Raw genomic sequence first — 18998 nt, 5'->3', positions numbered from 1 at the left:
TCCCAGGAGACACATCATGACGTCAGCGACCATTCCCGGACTGGAACCCGGAAGCGCCCCGACCCGGCATCAAGAGCTGCTGGAGTGGGTTGCCGAGGTCGCTCGGCTGACGCAGCCCGACCAGGTCGTGTGGTCCGACGGCAGCGACGAGGAGTGGACGCGGCTCACCGACGAACTCCTCGCGGCCGGCACCATCACCAAGCTGGACGAGGAGAAGCAGCCGAACTCGTTCGCCGCGAACTCCGACCCCGCCGACGTCGCGCGCGTCGAGTCGCGGACCTTCATCTGCTCCAAGCGTGAGATCGACGCCGGACCGACCAACAACTGGGTCGATCCCACCGAGATGCGCGCCACCATGACCGAGCTCTACACGGGCAGCATGCGCGGCCGCACCATGTACGTCATCCCGTTCTGCATGGGCCCGCTCGGCGCCGACGACCCGAAGCTGGGCGTCGAGATCACCGACTCCGCCTACGTGGTGCTGTCGATGCGCATCATGACCCGCGTCGGACCCGCCGTCCTCGAGACCCTCGGCACCGACAAGTTCTTCGTCAAGGCGCTGCACTCGCTGGGCGCGCCGCTACAGCCCGGCGACACCGACGTGCCGTGGCCCTGCAACACCGAGAAGTACATCACCCACTTCCCTGAGGACCGCGAGATCTGGTCCTACGGATCGGGTTACGGCGGCAACGCCCTGCTGGGCAAGAAGTGCTACTCCCTGCGCATCGCCTCGGCGATGGCGCACGACGAGGGCTGGCTGGCCGAGCACATGCTCATCCTCAAGCTCATCAGCCCCGAGGAGAAGGCCTACTACATCGCCGCGGCGTTCCCCAGCGCCTGCGGTAAGACCAACCTCGCGATGATCCAGCCGACCATCCCGGGATGGCGTGCCGAGACCCTCGGTGACGACATCGCCTGGATGCGATTCGGCGACGACGGTCGGCTCTACGCGGTGAACCCGGAGTTCGGTTTCTTCGGCGTCGCGCCCGGCACCAACTGGTCGTCGAACCCCAACGCGATGGAGACCCTCAAGCAGGGCAACACCATGTACACCAACGTCGCCGTCACCGACGACAAGGACGTCTGGTGGGAGGGACTCGAGGGCAGCCACGACCACCTCATCGACTGGCAGGGCAAGGACTGGACCCCGGAATCCGACGGTCCCGCCGCGCACCCCAACTCGCGCTACTGCGTGCCGATGAGCCAGTGCCCGATCATGGCGCCGGAGTGGGACGACCCGCAGGGCGTTCCCATCTCGGCGATCCTGTTCGGTGGACGCCGCAAGACCACCGTCCCGCTGGTGACCGAGGCCCGCGACTGGCAGCACGGCGTGTTCATGGGTGCGACGGTCGGCTCCGAGCAGACCGCAGCCGCCGAGGGCACCGTCGGCGCGATCCGTCGCGACCCGATGGCCATGCTCCCGTTCCTCGGCTACAACGTGGGCGACTACCTGCAGCACTGGATCGAGCTGGGCAAGAGCGCCGACGAGTCGAAGCTGCCCAAGGTCTTCTACGTCAACTGGTTCCGCCGCGGCGCCGACAAGCGCTTCCTGTGGCCCGGTTTCGGTGAGAACAGCCGCGTCCTGAAGTGGATCGTCGAGCGCATCGAGGGCACCGTCGGCGGCGTGGAGACCCCGGTCGGCATCGTCGCGACGCCCGAGGCGCTCGACCTCGACGGACTCGACGTGAACCTCGACGACGTCGCCGAGGCGCTCGCGGTCAACGTCGACGAGTGGCGCGAGGAGATCCCGTCGATCGAGGAGTGGTTCTCCTTCGTCGGAGACAAGCTGCCCACCGGCATCGCCGACGAGTTCGAGGCCCTCAAGCAGCGACTCGCGTAGCGGTTCGCGTCCGCATTCGACGGCATCGCCGGGTCGCTCCGCGACGGCCTTGTGGTCACTCGGATAGCGCTGCGTATCGCTGATTCGGTAGCATCCCGACCCATGGGTCTCAGCCGTCTCGGCCAGCGTGTTCAGATCGGCTGCCTCGTCGGCGCCGTCGCAGTATCCGGACTGGTCGCCGCGGCGCCCGCGAACGCGGCGCCGAACGGCCCCACGGCACGCTACGTCGACACGATGACCGTGCCCGACAACTTCGTGCCGACCCCGTTCCGCTTCGGTGGGCTGTCGGGCATCGACAACATCGGTGGCGGCAATTACGTGGCCGTCAGCGACGACAAGGGCGAGTACGGCCCGGCCCGGTACTTCCAGTTCCGGCTCCCCATCACCCGAAACGGGCAGTTCGCGACCCGGGCCCCCGTGCTGACCAACGCCGGCACCATCCTCGGCCCGGGCAACATCCCGTTGCTGCCGGGGCAGGCGGACCTCGAGGGCATCCGCAAACTGGGTGGCAACTTCGTCGTCAGCAGCGAGGGTGCGCGGCCGTTCGTGCGCGTCGTCAGCCCGCCCGGACTGTACGTCCGCGACATCCCGATCCCGGCCGCGTACCGGCCCGGCCCCGGCCGTGGCCTCAAGACCAACGACGGCTTCGAGGGCCTGACGGTGACCCGCAGCGGCCAGGTCGCGCTGATGACCGAGTCCGCGCTCGTCCAGGACGGCGGCGACCCGACCAAGGCGGCCGGAACCCGATCGCGTCTGCTGATCACCGGCGGCCGGGGCAACAGCGAGTACGTCTACCGCACCGACCCGATCGCCCGGAACGCGAGCAGTCGCGCCACCAACGGCGTCTCGGAGATCCTGTCGATCAGCAGCACCGACTACCTCGTGCTCGAGCGTGGGTTCGACCCGGTCGCGAATCGCAACAGCATCAAGGTCTACGTCGCCACCACGCGCGGTGCGACCTCGGTCACCGGCGTGAACAAGCTGTCCGGCCGCGAGGTGCCGATGTCCAAGCGGCTGGTGTTCGACTTCGCCAAGCTGCCCATGCTGCGTCCCGACAACGTCGAGGGCATGGCGTGGGGTCCGACGATCTCGGGCGGCCGTCGCACACTGATCCTCATCAGCGACGACAACTTCAACAACCCGGCGCAGCACACCAAGCTGCACACGCTCGCGCTCACCTTCTGACGCCGCGGCGTCCGTAACCGCCCACTCGACGTCCGTAACCGCCCACTCGACGGTTCGGGGTGGGTTCATCCTCTCGACCGATGCCACCGGGGTCGAACGCGGGAAAGATCAGGGGATGCCCTGATGGTCACGACTATCCTGGCGAACCAGGATTGACGGCGTGACCCCCACACGGTTCGAGGAGAAGGCATCAATGAGCGTCCCCCAGGATGGTCGGACACCCGGCGCACACGCCGCGACGGCGCAGATCGCCGCGCGCGCAACCGATGTGACCAAGGTGTACGGCTCCGGAGACACCACCGTCGAAGCTCTCAAGGGGGTTTCGCTGTCCTTCGCCGCCGGCGAGTTCACCGCGATCATGGGGCCGTCCGGCTCCGGCAAGTCGACCCTCATGCACTGCCTCGCCGGCCTCGACGACGCCACCGGCGGCACGGTGACCATCGGTGACACGGATCTCACCACGCTCAACGACAAGGACATGACGCGGCTGCGTCGCGACCGGATCGGCTTCGTGTTCCAGTCCTACAACCTCGTCCCGACGCTGACCGCACGGGAGAACATCACCCTGCCGCTCGACATCGCGGGCCGTGAACTCGACCAGGAGTGGTTCGACACGGTGATCGGCCGACTCGGTCTCACCCAACGTCTCGGTCATCGCCCCAGCGAACTGTCCGGCGGACAGCAGCAGCGCGTGGCGTGTGCCCGCGCGTTGGTCGGCAAGCCGCAGATCATCTTCGGCGACGAGCCGACCGGAAACCTGGACTCGCGTTCCTCGGGTGAGGTCATGAGCATCCTGCGTGCCGCGGTCGACGAGTTCGGCCAGACCGTCGTCATCGTCACCCACGATCCGCGGGCGGCGAGCTGGGCCGACCGCGTCGTGTTCCTGGCCGACGGTCGCATCGTGCAGGAACTGCAGTCGCCCTCGGCCGACGACGTGTACGCGTACATGAAGAACCTGGATTCCTGATGGCGGCTCCGGCCATGCGGCGGGTCTCCCTGCGAAACCTCGCCGCGCACAAGGTCCGTCTCGTCCTCACGGTTCTGTCGGTGGTCCTCGGCACGTCGTTCGTGGCCGGGTCGATCATCTTCACCGCCACCATCTCCAGTGCCTTCGACGGCATCTTCGACAAGGTCGCGGTCGGCGTCGACACCCGGCTCAGCCCGAAGGACAGCCAGTCCACCGGGATCGACGAGGCCGTCGTCGCCCAGTTGAACAGCCGCAAGGCCGAATTGGGCATCAGCCGCATCGTGCCGCGCTACAGCGCGCCGGTCACCATCGCCAAGGCGGACGGGACCGCGTTGCAGACCGGTGGCGCGCCGAGCGTCGGCACGGCGTTCCTGCCGCAGGACCAGGCGCTCTCACCGACGGAGAGCAAGCTCTATCCGGGCGGCCGTGCCCCGGTGGGTGCAGGCGAGATCGTGCTGAACAAGTCGGCCGCCGACAAGGCCGATCTCACGGTCGGATCGACGACCAAACTCGTTGTCGCACGGGGGAACAGCACCCCGCAGACGGTCAAGGTCGTCGGTCTGGTCGATCTCCCCGGCGACACCAGCGGCTTCGTGAACGTGCAACTGCAGGAGTCGGTGGCCAAGCAGGAACTGTCCGACGGATCCCGCGCGGCCTACGTCGAGATGTCCGCGGTGCCGGGTGTCTCCGCGCAACAGCTCACCGACCGCGTCGCGTCGGCCGTGGGTGACGACTACAAGACGCAGACCGGCGCGCAGGTGCGACAGCAGGAGAAGGACAACGTCAACCAGTTCCTCGATGTGTTCAACTACATCCTGTTGGCGTTCGCCGCGATAGGCCTCATCGTCGGCACGTTCATCATCTACAACACCTTCTCGATGATCATCGCGCAGCGGGTACGCGAGCTCGCGCTGCTGCGGGCGATCGGCGCGAGTCGTCGCCAGATCACCCGGTCGGTTCTGTTGGAGGCGTTCGTCGTCGGGCTGTTCGGCGGTGTGATCGGTCTCGGGATCGGCATCGGGTTGGCAGCGATCCTCAAGGCCGTCACGTCGTCCACCTCGGGCCTGCCCACGGCGTCGCTGCAGATCACCCCGGGCGCGATCATCTCGTGCATGGCCGTCGGGATCGTGGTCACGATGGTCAGCGCGTACGCTCCGGCCCGCCGCGCGGCGCAGGTCTCCCCGGTCGAGGCGATGCGTGAGAGTGCCACCGACGGAGCCAGTTCGCTGCGTATGCGGACGTCGATCGGCGGCCTGCTCGCGGTCGTCGGTATCGCGCTCGTCCTGGTCGGGACGTCGGGTCAGGGTGCGAAGTTCGCAGCCACCGTCGGCGGCGGCGCTCTCGTGCTCATCTTCGCGGTGGTCTTCGCCGCCCCCGCGCTGTCACGCCCGTTCGTCGGCGCGCTCGGCCGCGTCATCGGCCGACCGTTCGGCAAGATCGGACAGCTGGCCCGTACCAACGCGGTTCGCAACCCACGTCGAACCGCGGCCACCGCATTCGCCCTCACCCTCGGGCTGATGCTCGTGGCCGTGGTGGGTACCTTCGGGTCGAGCCTGAAGGGATCGATCGACGACACGATCAACAAGGAGTTGTCGGCCGATCTGGTGCTCGCGACGTCGGACCAGGGCTCTCTGCCCACCTCGGTTGTCAACGCCGCCAACAACACCGAGGGGGTCGCGTCGACCGTCTCGTTCCGGATCGTGGCGGCGAAGGTGGGCGACGAGACCATCACCGGCGTCTCGCCCAAGGGTGATCTCAGTGCGGTGACACCGTACGAGATGCTCGACGGCGCATCGAAGTCCATCCCCAGCGACGGGATGATCATCTCGGAGAAGACGGCGAAGGCCAAGGGCTGGAAACGCGGCCAGGTCATCGATTTCGTCAGCTTCGACGGCACGCGCGCCGACGTCAGGATCTCCGGGATCTTCAAGGACTCGCAGATCCTCGATCCGTTCCAGATGGGTGACGGAGCGTACGGGAAGCTGGTGCCGGCCGGGTTCCAGAGCGACCGGCTGATCCTCATCAAGGCCGCCGACGGCGTCTCGGTGAATGCGCTGCGCGACAAGTTGACCGCGGCTACGAAGGACTTCCTGACGGTTCAGGTGAACGACCGGGCCGAGTTCGTCGGGCAGGCGTCGTCGCAGATCGATCAGATGCTCGCCGTTCTCTACGGCATGCTCGGGCTCGCGCTGGTCATCGCGGTCCTCGGCATCGTGAACACGTTGGCGCTGTCGGTCATCGAGCGCAAGCGCGAGATCGGGATGCTGCGTGCGATCGGCATGGCGCGATCCCAGATCCGCCGGACCATCTACGTCGAGTCGGTGCTCATCGCCATCTTCGGTGCTGTTCTCGGGGTCATCCTGGGCAGCGTCGTGGGCATCGCCGTGGTCCGGACGTTCAAGGATCTGGGCATCACCACGGCGGTCTTGCCCTACGAGTTGATCGGCATCACGCTCGTCGGCGCGGCCGTCGTGGGCGTGCTCGCCGCGCTGTGGCCCGCGGTCCGGGCGGCGCGGACCAACCCGCTGGAGGCCATCTCCGACGTCTGAGATCGGCGCCGGACGAGCACGGGGCACACTGGGGGACGTGAGCGCAGACGACACCGTGGAACCGTTCCGGATCGAGATCGATCAGGCCGATCTCGACGACCTCGCCGACCGACTGGCCCGCACCCGCTGGGCCGAGCCGGAGACGGTGGACGACCGCAGTCAGGGTCTGCCCGAGGCCTACCTGCGCGACCTCGTCGCGTACTGGGCCGACGGCTACGACTGGCGTCGGCTCGAGCAGCGCCTCAACGGCCTCCCGCAGTTCCGCACCGACATCGACGGCCTGGGCATCCACGTCATCCACGTGCGGTCGTCGCGTGCCGACGCGACCCCGCTGCTGCTGACCCACGGGTGGCCGGGCTCGGTGTGCGAGTTCCTCGACGTCATCGGGCCGCTGACCGAACCCGCGGACACCGAACCGGCGTTCCACCTCGTGATCCCGTCGCTGCCCGGTTTCGGGTTCAGTGACAAACCGACTCGACCGGGCTGGAACATCGAGCGGATCGCCGACGCCTGGGCGACGCTCATGGCGCGCCTGGGCTACGAGCGATACGCCGCCCAGGGTGGCGACTGGGGCGCGATCATCACCACGGCGCTCGGAGAACGCGACGCCGACCACCTGCTGGGCATCCACCTCAACATGCCACTGGCGCCGCCGGATCCCGACGACACCCCGACCGCGCAGGAGGCCGAGATCATCGCGGCCCAGAACGAGCACCGCTGGTACCGGACCGGATATCAGAAGCAGCAGTCGACCCGCCCGCAGACCATCGGCTACTCGCTGGTCGATTCACCGGTCGGACAGGCGGCCTGGATCGTCGAGAAGTTCTGGGACTGGACCGATCACGACGGCGACCTGTCGGCGATCCTCACGCGCGACCAGATCCTCGACGGCGTGATGATGTACTGGCTGACCGCCTCCGGGGCGTCGTCGGCGCGGATCTACTGGGAGGCCGCGCAGGCGGGTACCCGTCCGGATGTGACGGTCCCGGTGGGGGTGTCGATGTTCCCCCGGGAGTTGTTCCGCACCTCGGAGCGCTGGGCCCGCAAGCGGTACCCGACGCTCGCCTACTTCAACGAGCTGGACCGCGGTGGCCACTTCGCGGCGCTGGAGCAGCCGGAGCTGTTCGTCGGCGAGATCCGGGCGTGGGCGTCGCAGTGCCTGAGTTCGTCGTAGACGTAGGACCGCCGTGCAGACTGGATGGCGGACACCACGGAGAGGACCGATGAGATGACCGATCGACCGGACGGCGGGCACGGCGAGCCATCGCCGGGACAGCAGCCCGACGACCCCACCTGGGCGGCGCCTCCGCGCGACGATCAGTGGACCTCGGTCGACGGTCCGCAGGGGCCCGGGTACCCGTACCAGCCCGAACCCGGATACCAGGGCCCCCAGCACCCACCGACGCGCGCGTTCGATCCGGCCGACGGCGGCTACCCGGCCACCGGCTACCAGCCGGACCCGTACACGCAGAACCCGTACCCACCCACGCAGTACGGCTACCAGCAGCCCTACGACCAGGGCGGATACGGCGGCGGCCAGTACCCCCCGAACCAGTACCCACCGAACCAGTACCCCCCGAACCAGTACCCCGGAGACGGTGCGGCCGCGGCACCGCCGCCCGGCGGCGGATCGTCGCGCACGTTGTGGCTGATCGCGGCGGTCGTCGCGCTGCTGGTGGTCATCGTCCTGGTGGCCGGCTACTTCCTCGTGAGCGGCAGTGACGACGATGTCTCGACCCCGGCCGCCTCGTCGACGATCGAGACCACCGAGGACTTCCTGCCGACCGAGGAGTCGACGCCTCCTCCGACCTCCGGGATCCCCGGTGCGCAGCCGTCCGCGTCTGCTGCCCCGGGACAGATCCTGTACTCGCTGAGCGGGAACGGGCAGATCCTCGGACTCACCTACGCGGCCGGCTCCTCCATCAAGATCTCGCCGCGGCCGATCACCCCGCCGTGGGCGGTCGCCACGGACGTGACCGGGACGGCATCGCTGACCGCGGTGGTGCTGCAGGGGCAGGTCACCTGCACCATCACGCTCGACGGCCGCGTGCTCGACACGTCGACCTCGTCGACCGGTCTGCTGCGATGCGAGGCGCCCGCAGGCTGAGACCGCCCGCTCAGGTCCGGTGGAAAACGAGAACGAGGTTGCTGCCCAGCAGTTCTCGTAGTCCGGGGACCCGCATGACCCACCACATCCAGCGGGGCAGATAGCGCGGGAAGGCGGCGATCAGGGTTGCCCGCTCGGGCGGGACGGTCGCGGCCCACCGGAGTCCATCGGCCGCGGTGACCGCGAAAAGGCTGGTGCCGTAGAGGTTCTTGGGGGGATGGCCGTGTCGGCGGGTGTACCGCCGGGCGGCCCGGGCCCCGCCGAGATAGTGCGTCAGCCCCATCTCGTGGCCGCCGAACGGTCCGTACCAGAGGGTGTAGGACAGCACCATGATCCCGCCGGATCGCGTGACGCGCAGCATCTCCGAGCCCATCCGCCACGGATCGGGCACGTGTTCGGCGACGTTCGACGAGAAGCAGACATCCAGCGAGCCGTCGGCGAACGGCAGGTCCATGCCGGAGGCGCGGATGCTCGCCTGGTGCGGCAGCGCGGCCGCGTGCATCTCGGCCGGGTCGGGCTCCACCGACACGTACCGGGCGCCGCGGGCGCGGAAACCGTCGGCGAAGTATCCCGGGCCGCCACCGACATCGACGACGACCGCGCCGTCGAGGGACCCGGGGTACAGGTCGGCGATCAGCTCCACCGAATCCCGCGCCAACGCCGAGTAGAAGCGGTCGGGATCGGTCTGCTCGAACCGGAAGTCGTCGAGCAGTCCGGCCGCGCGTCGCAGCGTGGCCCGACGGGCGAACCGACGGGCGCCGTGCTGGGGCACAGGGATCCGGTCGGGCACGGCCACGACACTAGTGGCACCGCCCTGATCGTCGGTGTCCGGACGTCGGGCCGCTACCCTCGCGGAGAAGATCCGCCCGTGCGGGGGAGTGATCGTGGAGAGGTCGTGAGAGTGGAACAGCAGGTTGTCGAGGCATCGTTGCCTCGCGAGGTGCTGCTGCTCTGCTGGCGCGACACCGACCATCCCCAGGGTGGCGGCAGCGAGCGCTACCTCGAGCGGGTCGGCGCCGAACTGGCCCGCCGCGGCGTCGCCGTCACCCTGCGTACCGCCGGTTACCCGGGTGCGAGCGCGACCGAGATGCGGGACGGCATCCGCATCTCGCGCGGCGGTGGTCGGCTGTCGGTGTATCCACGCGCCCTCGGCGCGATCCTGGCCGGCCGCCTCGGGCGCGGCCCGCTGGCCGGTGTCCGACCCGATGTCGTCATCGACACCCAGAACGGCATCCCGTTCTTCGCCGCGGCCGTCACCCGCGCGCCCGTCGTGGTGCTCGTGCACCACTGCCACCGCGCCCAGTGGCCGGTCGCCGGACGATTGCTCGGTGGCCTGGGCTGGCTCATCGAGTCCCGCATCTCGCCGTGGGTGCACCGACGCAACCAGTACCTGACCGTCTCCGACCCGTCGGCCACCGACCTGCACGCGCTCGGTGTCGAGGCCGAGCGGGTCGCGGTGGTCCGTGCCGGCAGCGACCCGATCCCGGCGCACGCGCGGCCCTCGACGACGACGACGCCCGGCAACCGGCTCTGTGTGGTCTCGCGGCTGGTGCCGCACAAGCAGATCGAGGACGCCCTCGAGGTCGTCGCCCGGCTCCGGGAGTCACGACCCGAGATCCACCTCGACGTCGTGGGTGACGGTTGGTGGGGCGAGCGACTGCGGGTGGTGGCCGCCGACCTCGGCATCGACGACCACGTCACGTTCCACGGCTATGTCGACGAGACCACAAAGCATGCGGTTCTCGCCGCCGCAGATCTGCATCTGATGCCCTCGCGCACCGAGGGCTGGGGACTCGCGGTGATCGAGGCGGCTCAGCACGGAGTCCCCACCATCGGCTATCGGTCGTCGCGGGGTCTGACCGACTCGGTGGTCGACGGGGTCACCGGGGTGCTCGCCACCGACCGCGACGACCTCGCGCGGGTCACCGCGGACCTGCTCGCCGACCACACTCGGCGCGCAGCGCTCGGCACGGCCGGGCGCGAGCGGGTGGAGGGCTACTCGTGGTCGGCGACCGCCGACGCCGTCGCGCTGGTGGCGTCCGCGGCCGTCTCGGGCAGGTGGATCGCCGGTCCGGTGGACAGCGCGAAGCTGGGCACGTCGGCCAGCGACACCGTCGCCTCGTAGGTCCGCTCGTACCCGGTCGAACTGATCCGCCACCCCTCCGGTGTGCGCCGGTAGGTGTCGGCGTAGATCGCGGCCCCGAACAGCATGAACTGGGCGCCCGGCGCGATCACCCGGTCCTGCAGATACCAGCGACCGGTGGCGGTGTCGCCCGTGACCTCGATCTCCGGGTGCCCCACGTGGTGCTCGGTGATGATGTCGGCGGTGCCCAGCGACGTCCGCATGAACGTCACCAGGGTGTCGCGGTCGGAAAAACTCAACGACGCCCCGTACTCACCGGTGACGTCCTCGGTCAGGGTCGCGGTGAACTCGTCCCACCGCTTGGTGTCGAGGGTGCGCAGATAGCGGTACTTCAGCGCGCGGATCTCGGCGGCGTCGGCGATGCTCTGCAGGGTCTCGGCGATGTCTGCGGTCACGCGACCCATTGCACCAGTCGGCGCCCGGCCCCGATGGCCGCTCCGAGAAATCCGAGCACGATGATCCCGAGCCAGATCCCGTGCGCGGTCCACGACACGGCGCGGTCGCCGGCCGACGCCCGGACCACGTCGGGGGCGGGCACCCGGTACAGCGTGAGTGTCGGCCCGCGGAAGGCGACAGCGAGGCCGCTCACCGTCGCCGGTGTGGATCCGTCCTCGACGAGCACCCACCCGACCCCGAGTTCGGCGAGGCGGTCAGACGGCTCCCCGCGGTCGAGGACGTCGGCCACCTCGGTGGCCCGGGAACGGTCCGGGCGGTCGACCGTCGTGCCTCCGACGCTCAACTCGCCGGTGGTCACCACGGGGGCGCGCAGCATCCGGGCCGCCGGATCGAGCGACACGACGCCACCGGTGAAGGCGTAGCGCCGGTTCGTCCCGGCCGGGACGACGGCGACGTCACCCTCGTCCGCGGGCACGATGTCGGCGACGGCCGACCAGTCACGCGGGTAGGCGACGGTCTCGATCGATCCGCCGACCCCCCACGCGAGGTCGGGCAGGGGGAGCGCGATCAGCCCGATCGCGACGACCGCGGCCAACCCACGGGGCACCCACCGGCCGATGGCCTGGACCGCGAAGGCCGCGGACACCGCGTAGAACGGCACCAGCAGCGCGACCCACTTCTGGGTGTCGCGGAGCAGCCCGGCGCCCGGAACGGTGTCGACGATCCACCCGAGCACCGCACGGCCGGGACCGGTCGCGGCCAGGACCACCAGGACCACCGTCGTCGCCCCGAGCCAGAAGAGGTTCGGCAGCAACGGGATACGCCGTCGCCGTCGCCAGGCCTGTGTGCCGCCGATGGCGACGACGGCAAGCAGACAGGCGACCGCCACCGGCGCCCAGACGCCGGAGCGGGTGGACGGCACCGCGTCGGCGTTCCATATCCCTCCGAGGCCTGCGATCGATCCGAGCGTGCCCAGTCCGGTCTCGGCGCGCGCGGCGAACGCGTCGACCGCGGCGCTGTCGGACGTCGCGCCCGCGGATGTCAGGACGGAGGCGACGAGCCACGGCAGGCTCGCGAGGACGACCACGGCCGCTGCCCCGATGACGCGCAACACGCCCTCATGCGCGGTCGCCGACGGGTTCCACAGCACGGGGATCACCAGCACCGCGAGCACGACGAACGCGGCGAGCACTGATCCGGTGGGTGTGAGACCGGCGACCGCCGACCACGCGAGCAGGCTCAGCCAGGTGCCGCGGGTCGGCGCCACGAGGCATCGGTGCGCCGAGACGACGATCCAGCCGAGTGCCCCGTAGCCCACGAGAAGGCTCCACTGACCCTGCAGAAGACGTTCGGCCACATAGGGGTTCCAGATGGCGAGGGCGGCCGCGGCCAGCGCGCCCGGGGTGCGGGCGGCGGGGACGACGCGTAGCGCGAGCAGGCCCGAGCCGACCCCGGCGAGGACGAGCGCACCGAACGTCAGCCCGGCGACGATGAGCGAGCCGTCGACGGCGTGGCTCGCGAGCGCGAGCAGCCAGTCCTGCGGGACGGCGCGGGCCGGGGTCTCGCCCAGCCCCATCGCGGTGTCGGTGACGAAGCTGCGCGGCGTCGACACCGCGTCGCGGTAGAGCAGCGCCTCGCCGTCTCCGATCACCCCGCCCAGCACCGGTGCCAGGATCAACGCGGCCAGCGCGACGCTGAATGCCCACAGCGTCCCGAGGCTGCGGACGCGAGTCATGGGAACCGACACTAGTTGGGACTGACAGACTCGACCCCATGGCGACGGGGCAACGGGCGGGCGGACCCCGCGTGATGTCCGGCGGATCGCTGGCGTCGTCGATGGGCCAGGTCGCGGTCGGCAGCATGGTCGCCAACGTCTGCGCCTATCTGGTGCACCTGCCGGCCAGCGCATGGTTGTCGACGAGTTCCTACGGTGAGTTCGCGGTGTTGCTCCAGGCCACGCTCGTTCTCGGCGTCCCCGCGCTCGCGCTGCAGGCGGTGGCCGCGCGCGAGGTGGTGACGGGTCGTCCGATCGGCTCACTGTTGCGCCTCGGGGGCGTCACCGCCGTGGCCGTCGCGATACTCGCCGCGCTCGCCGTCGCGCCCGTGATGACGTTCGCCCACACCGGTTTCACCGCCACCGCCGCCGCGATGGCGGTCGCACCGTTGCTGGTGCTGATCAGTGTGGGCCAGGGGATCCTGCAGGGTCGCGGACAGTTCCACCGCCTGGCGTGGGTGATCGGGATGGTCGGTGTCGTGCGCACCGTGCCGCCGTTGATCGCGCTGGCCGTCGGCGGGGGATCGGCCGACGCACTGGTCGCGACGATGCTCGGTGCGGTGGTCGCAGTGGTCATCGTCGGGTGGCAGACCGGTGTGCGCGGCCTCGGACCACGATCCGCCGACGCCCCCGTCGGACGACTCTCCCCGACCACGGTGCTGCACGCCTCGCAGGTGCAGCTGGTGTTGATCTCGGCGACGTCGGTGGACCTGCTGCTCGCCCGAGTGGTCCTCAGCGAACACGATTCGGGCGTCTACGCGCTCGGGACGGTGGCGAGCAAGGTGGCGTTCTGGCTGCCCCAGGCCATCGGCCTCGTACTGTTCCCGCGTCTGGCCGACGCACAACGATCGGCGGGCGCGCTGCGCACGGGTGTTCTCGTCCTCATCGGGCTCGCGGGGGTGACGACGGTGGCGGCCCTGATCGGCGGTCCGCTGGTGCCGGTCGTCATCGGCGACGACTACCGGCCGGTCGCGGGACTGCTGTGGCTGTTCGCGATCACCGGTGGCGCACTCGCGATCCTGCAGGTGGCGCTGCTCGCCGCCATCGCCCGGGAGCGCACACGTATCGCGGTGGTGCCGTGGGCGGTGGTCGTCGTCGAGGTGGTCGTCATCCTGACCGCCGCGCACACGGTCCTCGGCCTGGCCGCGATCGCCGCATCCGGAGCCGTCCTCGCCGCGACGCTCACCGTCGCCGCCACCATGCGGACCGCGAGCGTCACGCGCTGAGCGCCACGGACGCAGCAATGCGGGCGGAACATTTGGCTCAGCCGCTCACCGCGGCCAACATCGCCAGTTTCTGGTGGCTCTCGCTACCCGGGGTGGCGGTGTAGACCAACAGGAATTGCGACTGGTCGGGATCGAGCAGTGTCTGACAGTGCACCTCGATCAGTCCGAGTTCGGGATGCAGCAGCCGCTTTCGCTGATCGGGCAACGTGGTGTCCACGTCGTGCCTGCTCCAGTGCTCGGCGAACGCGGGGCTCACCGCGAGCAGCGCGGTGGCGACCTCGGCGGCCCGAGAGGTCGGCCCCTCCGCGGTCGCCGCTGTCCGTAGCCGAGCGGTGTGCGCCCGAGCGTGTATCGCGTGGTCGTCGACGGGGTGCTTGGCCCGGGCGCCGGCGTCGGTGAACCAGCGGTAGGTGACGCTGCGGGCCAAGCCGGTGTGGGCGGTCTCGTCGCCCAGGAGCGCGGTCGCGGGTGCGGTCTGTAGCAACGTCTCGCCCGCGCTGTTGACGACCATTGCCGGGGTGTCGCCCAGGCGGTCGATGATCCGCATCATGCCCGGGGTCACGTGGTCGCCGCGCGCTGCGCGTCGGGGCGTGTTCTGACCGGCGAGCAGGAACAGGTGATCGCGCTCGGCCAGCGACAGGTGCAGGGCCCGGGCGATCGCCGCCAACATCTGATCCGACGGGTGCGGTCCGCGTTGCTGCTCGAGGCGGCTGTAGTAGTCGGTCGACATCCCGGCCAGCAGCGCCACCTCCTCGCGGCGCAACCCGGTGGTCCGTCGGCGGGCACCGCGGGGCAGTCCCACGTCCTCCGGTTGCAGTGCGTCCCGACGTCGCGTGAGGAACTCGGCCAACCCTGCGCGATCCATCGCGTCCACCTCCTGTGTCGCACCCCACGATCGTCGGTCGGGGCGATCTGAACCAGGACTCGTCGGTCCCTGGCTCGCGAAATCTGGTTGCCCTGATGTGTAAGGCTTACCCGCATGGCACGCCAGATCCGTCAATCGCAGAGACTCCGGAACGTCCGCTACGACGTCCGCGGCCCGATCCTCGTCGAGGCCGAGCGGCTGGAGGCCCAGGGGCACCGCATCCTCAAGCTGAACATCGGCAACCCGGCGCCGTTCGGGTTCGACGCGCCCAGCGCCATCCTGCACAACGTCGTCGAGAACATCTCCACCGCGCAGGGCTACAGCGACGCCCGCGGCATCATGTCGGCGCGCACCGCGGTCGCGCAGTACTACCAGACCCGTGGTCTCAAGTCGGTCGACGTCGGCGACATCCTCATCGGCAACGGGGTCAGCGAGCTGATCACCATGGTGCTGCAGGCGTTCGTCGACGTCGGCAACGAGATCCTCGTCCCCGCCCCCGACTACCCGCTGTGGACCGGTGCGGTCAGCCTCGCCGGCGGCATCCCGGTCCACTACCGCTGTGACGAGTCGAACGGATGGAACCCCGACCTCGCCGACATCGAATCGAAGATCACTCCCGACACCCATGCGCTGGTGCTCATCAACCCCAACAACCCGACCGGGGCGGTCTACAGCGAGGACATCGTCCGCGGGTTCGTCGACATCGCCCGTCGCCACGACCTGGTCCTGATGAGTGACGAGATCTACGAGAAGATCCTGTTCGACGGCGCCGTCCACCACCACACCGCGACTTTCGCCGGCGACGACGTCCTGTGTCTGACCTTCAGTGGGCTGTCAAAGGCCTACCGGGTGTGCGGTTACCGCAGCGGCTGGGTCGCGGTGACCGGCCCGCAGCACATCGCAAAGGACTTCCTCGAGGGGCTGCAACTGCTGGCCAACATGCGCATGTGCGCCAACGTCCCCGCCCAGCACGCGATCCAGACCGCCCTCGGTGGCTACCAGTCGATCGACGAGCTCATCGTGCCCGGCGGTCGGTTCTACGAGCAGTCGATGACCGCCTGGCGTCTGCTCAACGAGATCCCCGGCGTCAGCTGTGTGAAGCCGCAGGGCGCGCTGTACTGCTTCCCCCGACTCGACCCCGAGGTGTATCCGATCGTCGACGACCAGCAGTTCGTCATCGATCTGCTGCACGCGGAGAAGATCCTGGTGACCCACGGAACCGGCTTCAACTGGTTCGATCCCGACCACTTCCGGCTGGTGACGCTGCCCGACGTGGCCACGCTCACCGAGGCGATCGGTCGGATCTCGCGCTACCTGGCCCAGATTCGCGCCTGACCCGGACCGGCGATCCCTGGATGAGGGCGTCCTTGTTGTCCGGGCGCTGGCGGCGTGGACTCGAGAAGAGTTCACACCACGCGCCGACAACGGCCCGACCCCCAGGAGTCCCCAATGAAGACCACCGGCAACACCATGTTCATCCCCGGCGGCACGTCCGGGATCGGACTCGGACTGGCCCTGCGCTTCCACGCCGCGGGGAACACGGTGATCGTCGCCGGACGTCGACGCGAGAAGCTCGAGGAGATCGCGTCGGAGCATCCCGGTATCCACACCGTCGAGCTCGACGTCAGTGACCCGGGCTCGATCACCGCGGTCGCCGCCGACGTCCAGGCGAGGTTCGGCGACCTCGACGTCCTCATCGCGATGGCCGGGGTGATGAAGACCGAGGACGTCCACACCGGCGACTTCGTCGACACCGCCGCCGAGGTCGTGACCACCAATCTGCTCGGGTCCATCCGGCTCATCGGGGCGTTCACCGAGTTCTTCGCCGCGAAGTCCGAGGCGACGATCATGACGGTCTCGTCCGGCCTGGCCTTCACCCCGATGGCGGCCACCCCGACCTATTCCGCCACCAAGGCGGCCGTCCACGCGTTCACCGATGCGATCCGTATCCAGCTGGCCGACACCGGTATCCAGGTGATCGAGCTGGCACCGCCGGCCGTGCAGACCGATCTCATGCCGGGACAGGCGGAGGCCGATTGGGCGATGCCGCTCGACGATTTCCTCACCGAGGTGGTGTCGATCATCGACGCCGATCCGACGGTGCGCGAGATCCTCGTCGAGAACGTCAAGCCGCTGCGTCATTCCGAGACCAACGGGAACCGAGACGCGATGATGGCCCAGCTCGCCGGGCAGGTGCACTGAGTCGCTTGAAGGTCAGCAGTCTTTCCCGCTCAGCGGGAAAGACTGCTGACGATCCGCGGATCTACCGCGACTCCCACGGATACCCGTGGCGTCGGAAGGCCTCGCCCGCACGCTTCTTCGCGCCTTCGACATCCTCGTCGAACAGACGGCGGCCGTCGGCGGAGTCGATCACGATCGCCGATCCGTCGAGGTAGGCACCCGACACCTGCTCGCGTCGGATCACCCGCTCGGATCCCTTGTGTTCGAAGATGATCTCGTCGTCGCTGATGGTCAGGCGTGGTTGGGTGACCGCCCAGATCCACATCAGGACGGCGCCGACCGCCGCGAGCGCGGCGGGTCGCAGGAACGCGATGGCGGTGATGTCCACCGACATGATCGCCGACACGAGGTCGTGCGCGGGGACCCAGTCGGCGTCGTCGATCGAGTTCCAGACCAGCGGGAGCAGGGCGCCGATGGCCACGCCGATCGCCGCGCCGAACCCGATGGCCCAGTTGCGGTCGCCCGCCTCGACGCCCAGCACGGTCTCGGTCGGCTTGTGAAAACCCATGCGTCGAAGTGTTCTCGCCGGACGAAACGAACGAAACGGTCAGAAGTACGAATGACGGGCCTGGGCACCATCCGAAAGGATGAGCCACCTCCCGGCGAACTCCTGTCCAACCCTTGCCCTGGAGTGCACTCCAGGACTTAGCGTGGATGCATGAGCATCCGCCTTGGCTACCAGATCCCCAACTTCACCTACCCGGGAACGCCCGCCGACATCGTCCCGACCGTCCTCGCGCAGGCACGGGAGGCCGAGGCGAACGGTTTCGACACCGTCCTGGTGATGGACCACTTCTACCAACTGCCCGGTATCGGCAAGCCGGAGGAGCCGATGCTCGAGGCGTACACGCTGCTGGCCGCGATCGCCGCGGCCACCGAGTCGGTGCAGCTGTCGACGCTGGTCACCGGCAACACCTACCGCAACCCGGCGATGTTGGCCAAGACCGTCACCACGCTGGACCTGGTGAGCGCGGGCCGCGCGGTGCTGGCCATCGGCGCGGGCTGGTACGAGCTCGAGCATCAGCAGATGGGCTACGAGTTCGGCACCTTCACCGACCGCTTCGAACGCCTCGACGAGGCGCTGCAGATCATCGAGCCGATGCTGCGCGGCCGTCACCCCGAGGTCGACGGGAAGTGGTACCAGGCGCATTCGACGCTCAACGAGCCGCGTGTTCGCGACGACCTCCCGATCATGCTGGGTGGTGGCGGCGAGAAGAAGACCTTCGGTCTCGCGGCCCGCTACGCCGACCACCTCAACATCATCTGCAACGCGAGCGAGCTGCCGCGCAAGCTCGACGCGCTCGCCCAGCGGTGCGAGGAAGCGGGCCGCGACCGGGACAGCATCGAGACCAGCTTCCTGGCGTTCACGATGATCGACGAGGACGGCGACACCGCCCGGAAGATGCAGCGCGAGTACCTGATCAAGACCGGTGTCGACTATGACAACCTCGACGACGATGCGCGAGCCGCGGCCACCGACCGGATGTTCGTCGGTTCACCCGACGAGGTCGCCGAACAGATCCAGCGTCGTGTACTCGACGTGGGTGTCGACGGTGTGACCATCAACCTCGTGCCGAACGGACACATCCCTGGAGTGGTCGAGCTCGCGGGCAAGACGCTCGCGCCGTTGGTGGCGTGACCGTGTAGCCCAACTGAAATCGTCCGCCTGGAGCGTCACCTCGGGCGTATTGCCCGAAGCGAGCCT

General features: G+C 69.1%; 15 protein-coding genes and 1 pseudogene. 11 read left to right on the top strand and 5 right to left on the bottom strand.

Features of this window, described 5'->3' with window-relative positions; all coding sequences use genetic code 11:
- Positions 1-16: 16 nt before the first annotated feature.
- The 6 genes from IEV93_RS03705 (at position 17) to IEV93_RS03680 (ending at position 8648) form a co-directional block, all read left to right on the top strand.
- On the top strand, positions 17-1840 hold the full coding sequence (locus tag IEV93_RS03705; RefSeq protein WP_188487013.1) for a phosphoenolpyruvate carboxykinase (GTP): 1824 nt from the start codon (positions 17-19) through the stop codon (positions 1838-1840).
- A 102-nt stretch (positions 1841-1942) separates the two neighbouring features.
- Positions 1943-3025: an esterase-like activity of phytase family protein gene (locus tag IEV93_RS03700; protein WP_188487011.1), complete on the top strand. Its 1083-nt coding sequence runs from the start codon at positions 1943-1945 to the stop codon at positions 3023-3025.
- Between the two features lie 193 nt (positions 3026-3218).
- On the top strand, positions 3219-3992 hold the full coding sequence (locus IEV93_RS03695; protein WP_188490348.1) for an ABC transporter ATP-binding protein: 774 nt from the start codon (positions 3219-3221) through the stop codon (positions 3990-3992).
- Complete coding sequence (locus IEV93_RS03690; RefSeq protein WP_229704868.1) at positions 3992-6541, top strand: ABC transporter permease; 2550 nt, start codon at positions 3992-3994, stop codon at positions 6539-6541. The genes IEV93_RS03695 and IEV93_RS03690 overlap by 1 nt, the downstream gene beginning before the upstream one ends.
- A 55-nt stretch (positions 6542-6596) precedes the next feature.
- On the top strand, positions 6597-7715 hold the full coding sequence (locus tag IEV93_RS03685) for an epoxide hydrolase family protein (RefSeq protein ID WP_229705117.1): 1119 nt from the start codon (positions 6597-6599) through the stop codon (positions 7713-7715).
- Between the two features lie 54 nt (positions 7716-7769).
- Entirely contained in the window at positions 7770-8648 is an 879-nt protein-coding gene (locus IEV93_RS03680; RefSeq protein ID WP_188487007.1) for a hypothetical protein, read from the top strand.
- 10 nt (positions 8649-8658) lie between these two features.
- On the opposite strand, the gene IEV93_RS03675 is transcribed toward IEV93_RS03680, so the two are convergent.
- Positions 8659-9426, bottom strand: coding sequence for a class I SAM-dependent methyltransferase (locus IEV93_RS03675; protein ID WP_371873824.1), 768 nt, complete (start codon positions 9424-9426; stop codon positions 8659-8661).
- Positions 9427-9543: 117 nt separating this feature from the next.
- Here IEV93_RS03675 and IEV93_RS03670 point away from each other — a divergent pair, with 117 nt between their 5' ends.
- The gene (locus IEV93_RS03670; protein WP_229704866.1) at positions 9544-10773 is read left to right on the top strand and encodes a glycosyltransferase family 4 protein; all 1230 of its coding nucleotides are present in this window, start codon (positions 9544-9546) and stop codon (positions 10771-10773) included.
- Here IEV93_RS03670 and IEV93_RS03665 read toward each other — a convergent pair.
- Together IEV93_RS03665 and IEV93_RS03660 are read right to left on the bottom strand one after the other, a co-directional pair.
- Positions 10704-11153: pseudogene (locus IEV93_RS03665) on the bottom strand (nuclear transport factor 2 family protein); the annotation flags it as partial. The gene IEV93_RS03670 and the pseudogene IEV93_RS03665 sit on opposite strands and share 70 nt — an antisense overlap.
- A 29-nt stretch (positions 11154-11182) precedes the next feature.
- A complete protein-coding gene (locus IEV93_RS03660; RefSeq protein WP_188487003.1) occupies positions 11183-12922 on the bottom strand; it encodes an MmpA family trehalose lipid delivery protein in 1740 nt (579 codons plus the stop codon).
- Positions 12923-12960: 38 nt separating this feature from the next.
- On the opposite strand from IEV93_RS03660, the gene IEV93_RS03655 reads away from it, so the two are divergent.
- The gene (locus IEV93_RS03655) at positions 12961-14187 is read left to right on the top strand and encodes a polysaccharide biosynthesis protein (protein ID WP_229704865.1); all 1227 of its coding nucleotides are present in this window, start codon (positions 12961-12963) and stop codon (positions 14185-14187) included.
- A 37-nt stretch (positions 14188-14224) separates the two neighbouring features.
- Here IEV93_RS03655 and IEV93_RS03650 read toward each other — a convergent pair whose 3' ends face one another.
- Positions 14225-15052: a helix-turn-helix transcriptional regulator gene (locus IEV93_RS03650; protein ID WP_188487000.1), complete on the bottom strand. Its 828-nt coding sequence runs from the start codon at positions 15050-15052 to the stop codon at positions 14225-14227.
- 114 nt (positions 15053-15166) lie between these two features.
- Between IEV93_RS03650 and IEV93_RS03645 the strand changes: the two genes are divergently transcribed.
- Both IEV93_RS03645 and IEV93_RS03640 read left to right on the top strand, forming a co-directional pair.
- Positions 15167-16387: a pyridoxal phosphate-dependent aminotransferase gene (locus IEV93_RS03645; protein WP_188486998.1), complete on the top strand. Its 1221-nt coding sequence runs from the start codon at positions 15167-15169 to the stop codon at positions 16385-16387.
- A 114-nt stretch (positions 16388-16501) separates the two neighbouring features.
- Positions 16502-17254 carry an SDR family oxidoreductase gene (locus IEV93_RS03640; RefSeq protein WP_188486996.1) on the top strand — a complete coding sequence of 251 codons (753 nt, stop codon included), beginning with the start codon at positions 16502-16504 and terminating at the stop codon, positions 17252-17254.
- A 61-nt stretch (positions 17255-17315) separates the two neighbouring features.
- On the opposite strand, the gene IEV93_RS03635 is transcribed toward IEV93_RS03640, so the two are convergent.
- Positions 17316-17801, bottom strand: a complete 486-nt coding sequence (locus tag IEV93_RS03635) for a YqeB family protein (protein ID WP_188486994.1) — start codon at positions 17799-17801, stop codon at positions 17316-17318.
- 150 nt (positions 17802-17951) lie between these two features.
- On the opposite strand from IEV93_RS03635, the gene IEV93_RS03630 reads away from it, so the two are divergent.
- A complete protein-coding gene (locus tag IEV93_RS03630; RefSeq protein ID WP_188486992.1) occupies positions 17952-18932 on the top strand; it encodes a TIGR03560 family F420-dependent LLM class oxidoreductase in 981 nt (326 codons plus the stop codon).
- The last annotated feature ends 66 nt before the right edge of the window (positions 18933-18998 follow it).

The organism is Williamsia phyllosphaerae, from assembly GCF_014635305.1.
Classification (GTDB): domain Bacteria; phylum Actinomycetota; class Actinomycetes; order Mycobacteriales; family Mycobacteriaceae; genus Williamsia_A; species Williamsia_A phyllosphaerae.
The sequence above is the reverse complement of the archived record's forward strand: the minus strand, read 5'-3'. Positions and strand labels throughout refer to the sequence as shown.

Excerpts from the sequence above, each read along its gene's own strand:
- IEV93_RS03705 (WP_188487013.1), top strand. The coding sequence starts at position 17 with ATGACGTCAGCGACCATTCCCGGACTGGAACCCGGAAGCGCCCCGACC.
- IEV93_RS03700 (WP_188487011.1), top strand. The coding sequence starts at position 1,943 with ATGGGTCTCAGCCGTCTCGGCCAGCGTGTTCAGATCGGCTGCCTCGTC.
- IEV93_RS03695 (WP_188490348.1), top strand. The coding sequence starts at position 3,219 with ATGAGCGTCCCCCAGGATGGTCGGACACCCGGCGCACACGCCGCGACG.
- IEV93_RS03690 (WP_229704868.1), top strand. The coding sequence starts at position 3,992 with ATGGCGGCTCCGGCCATGCGGCGGGTCTCCCTGCGAAACCTCGCCGCG.
- IEV93_RS03680 (WP_188487007.1), top strand. The coding sequence starts at position 7,770 with ATGACCGATCGACCGGACGGCGGGCACGGCGAGCCATCGCCGGGACAG.
- IEV93_RS03660 (WP_188487003.1), bottom strand. The coding sequence starts at position 12,922 with ATGACTCGCGTCCGCAGCCTCGGGACGCTGTGGGCATTCAGCGTCGCG.
- IEV93_RS03655 (WP_229704865.1), top strand. The coding sequence starts at position 12,961 with ATGGCGACGGGGCAACGGGCGGGCGGACCCCGCGTGATGTCCGGCGGA.
- IEV93_RS03650 (WP_188487000.1), bottom strand. The coding sequence starts at position 15,052 with ATGGATCGCGCAGGGTTGGCCGAGTTCCTCACGCGACGTCGGGACGCA.
- IEV93_RS03645 (WP_188486998.1), top strand. The coding sequence starts at position 15,167 with ATGGCACGCCAGATCCGTCAATCGCAGAGACTCCGGAACGTCCGCTAC.
- IEV93_RS03640 (WP_188486996.1), top strand. The coding sequence starts at position 16,502 with ATGAAGACCACCGGCAACACCATGTTCATCCCCGGCGGCACGTCCGGG.
- IEV93_RS03635 (WP_188486994.1), bottom strand. The coding sequence starts at position 17,801 with ATGGGTTTTCACAAGCCGACCGAGACCGTGCTGGGCGTCGAGGCGGGC.
- IEV93_RS03630 (WP_188486992.1), top strand. The coding sequence starts at position 17,952 with ATGAGCATCCGCCTTGGCTACCAGATCCCCAACTTCACCTACCCGGGA.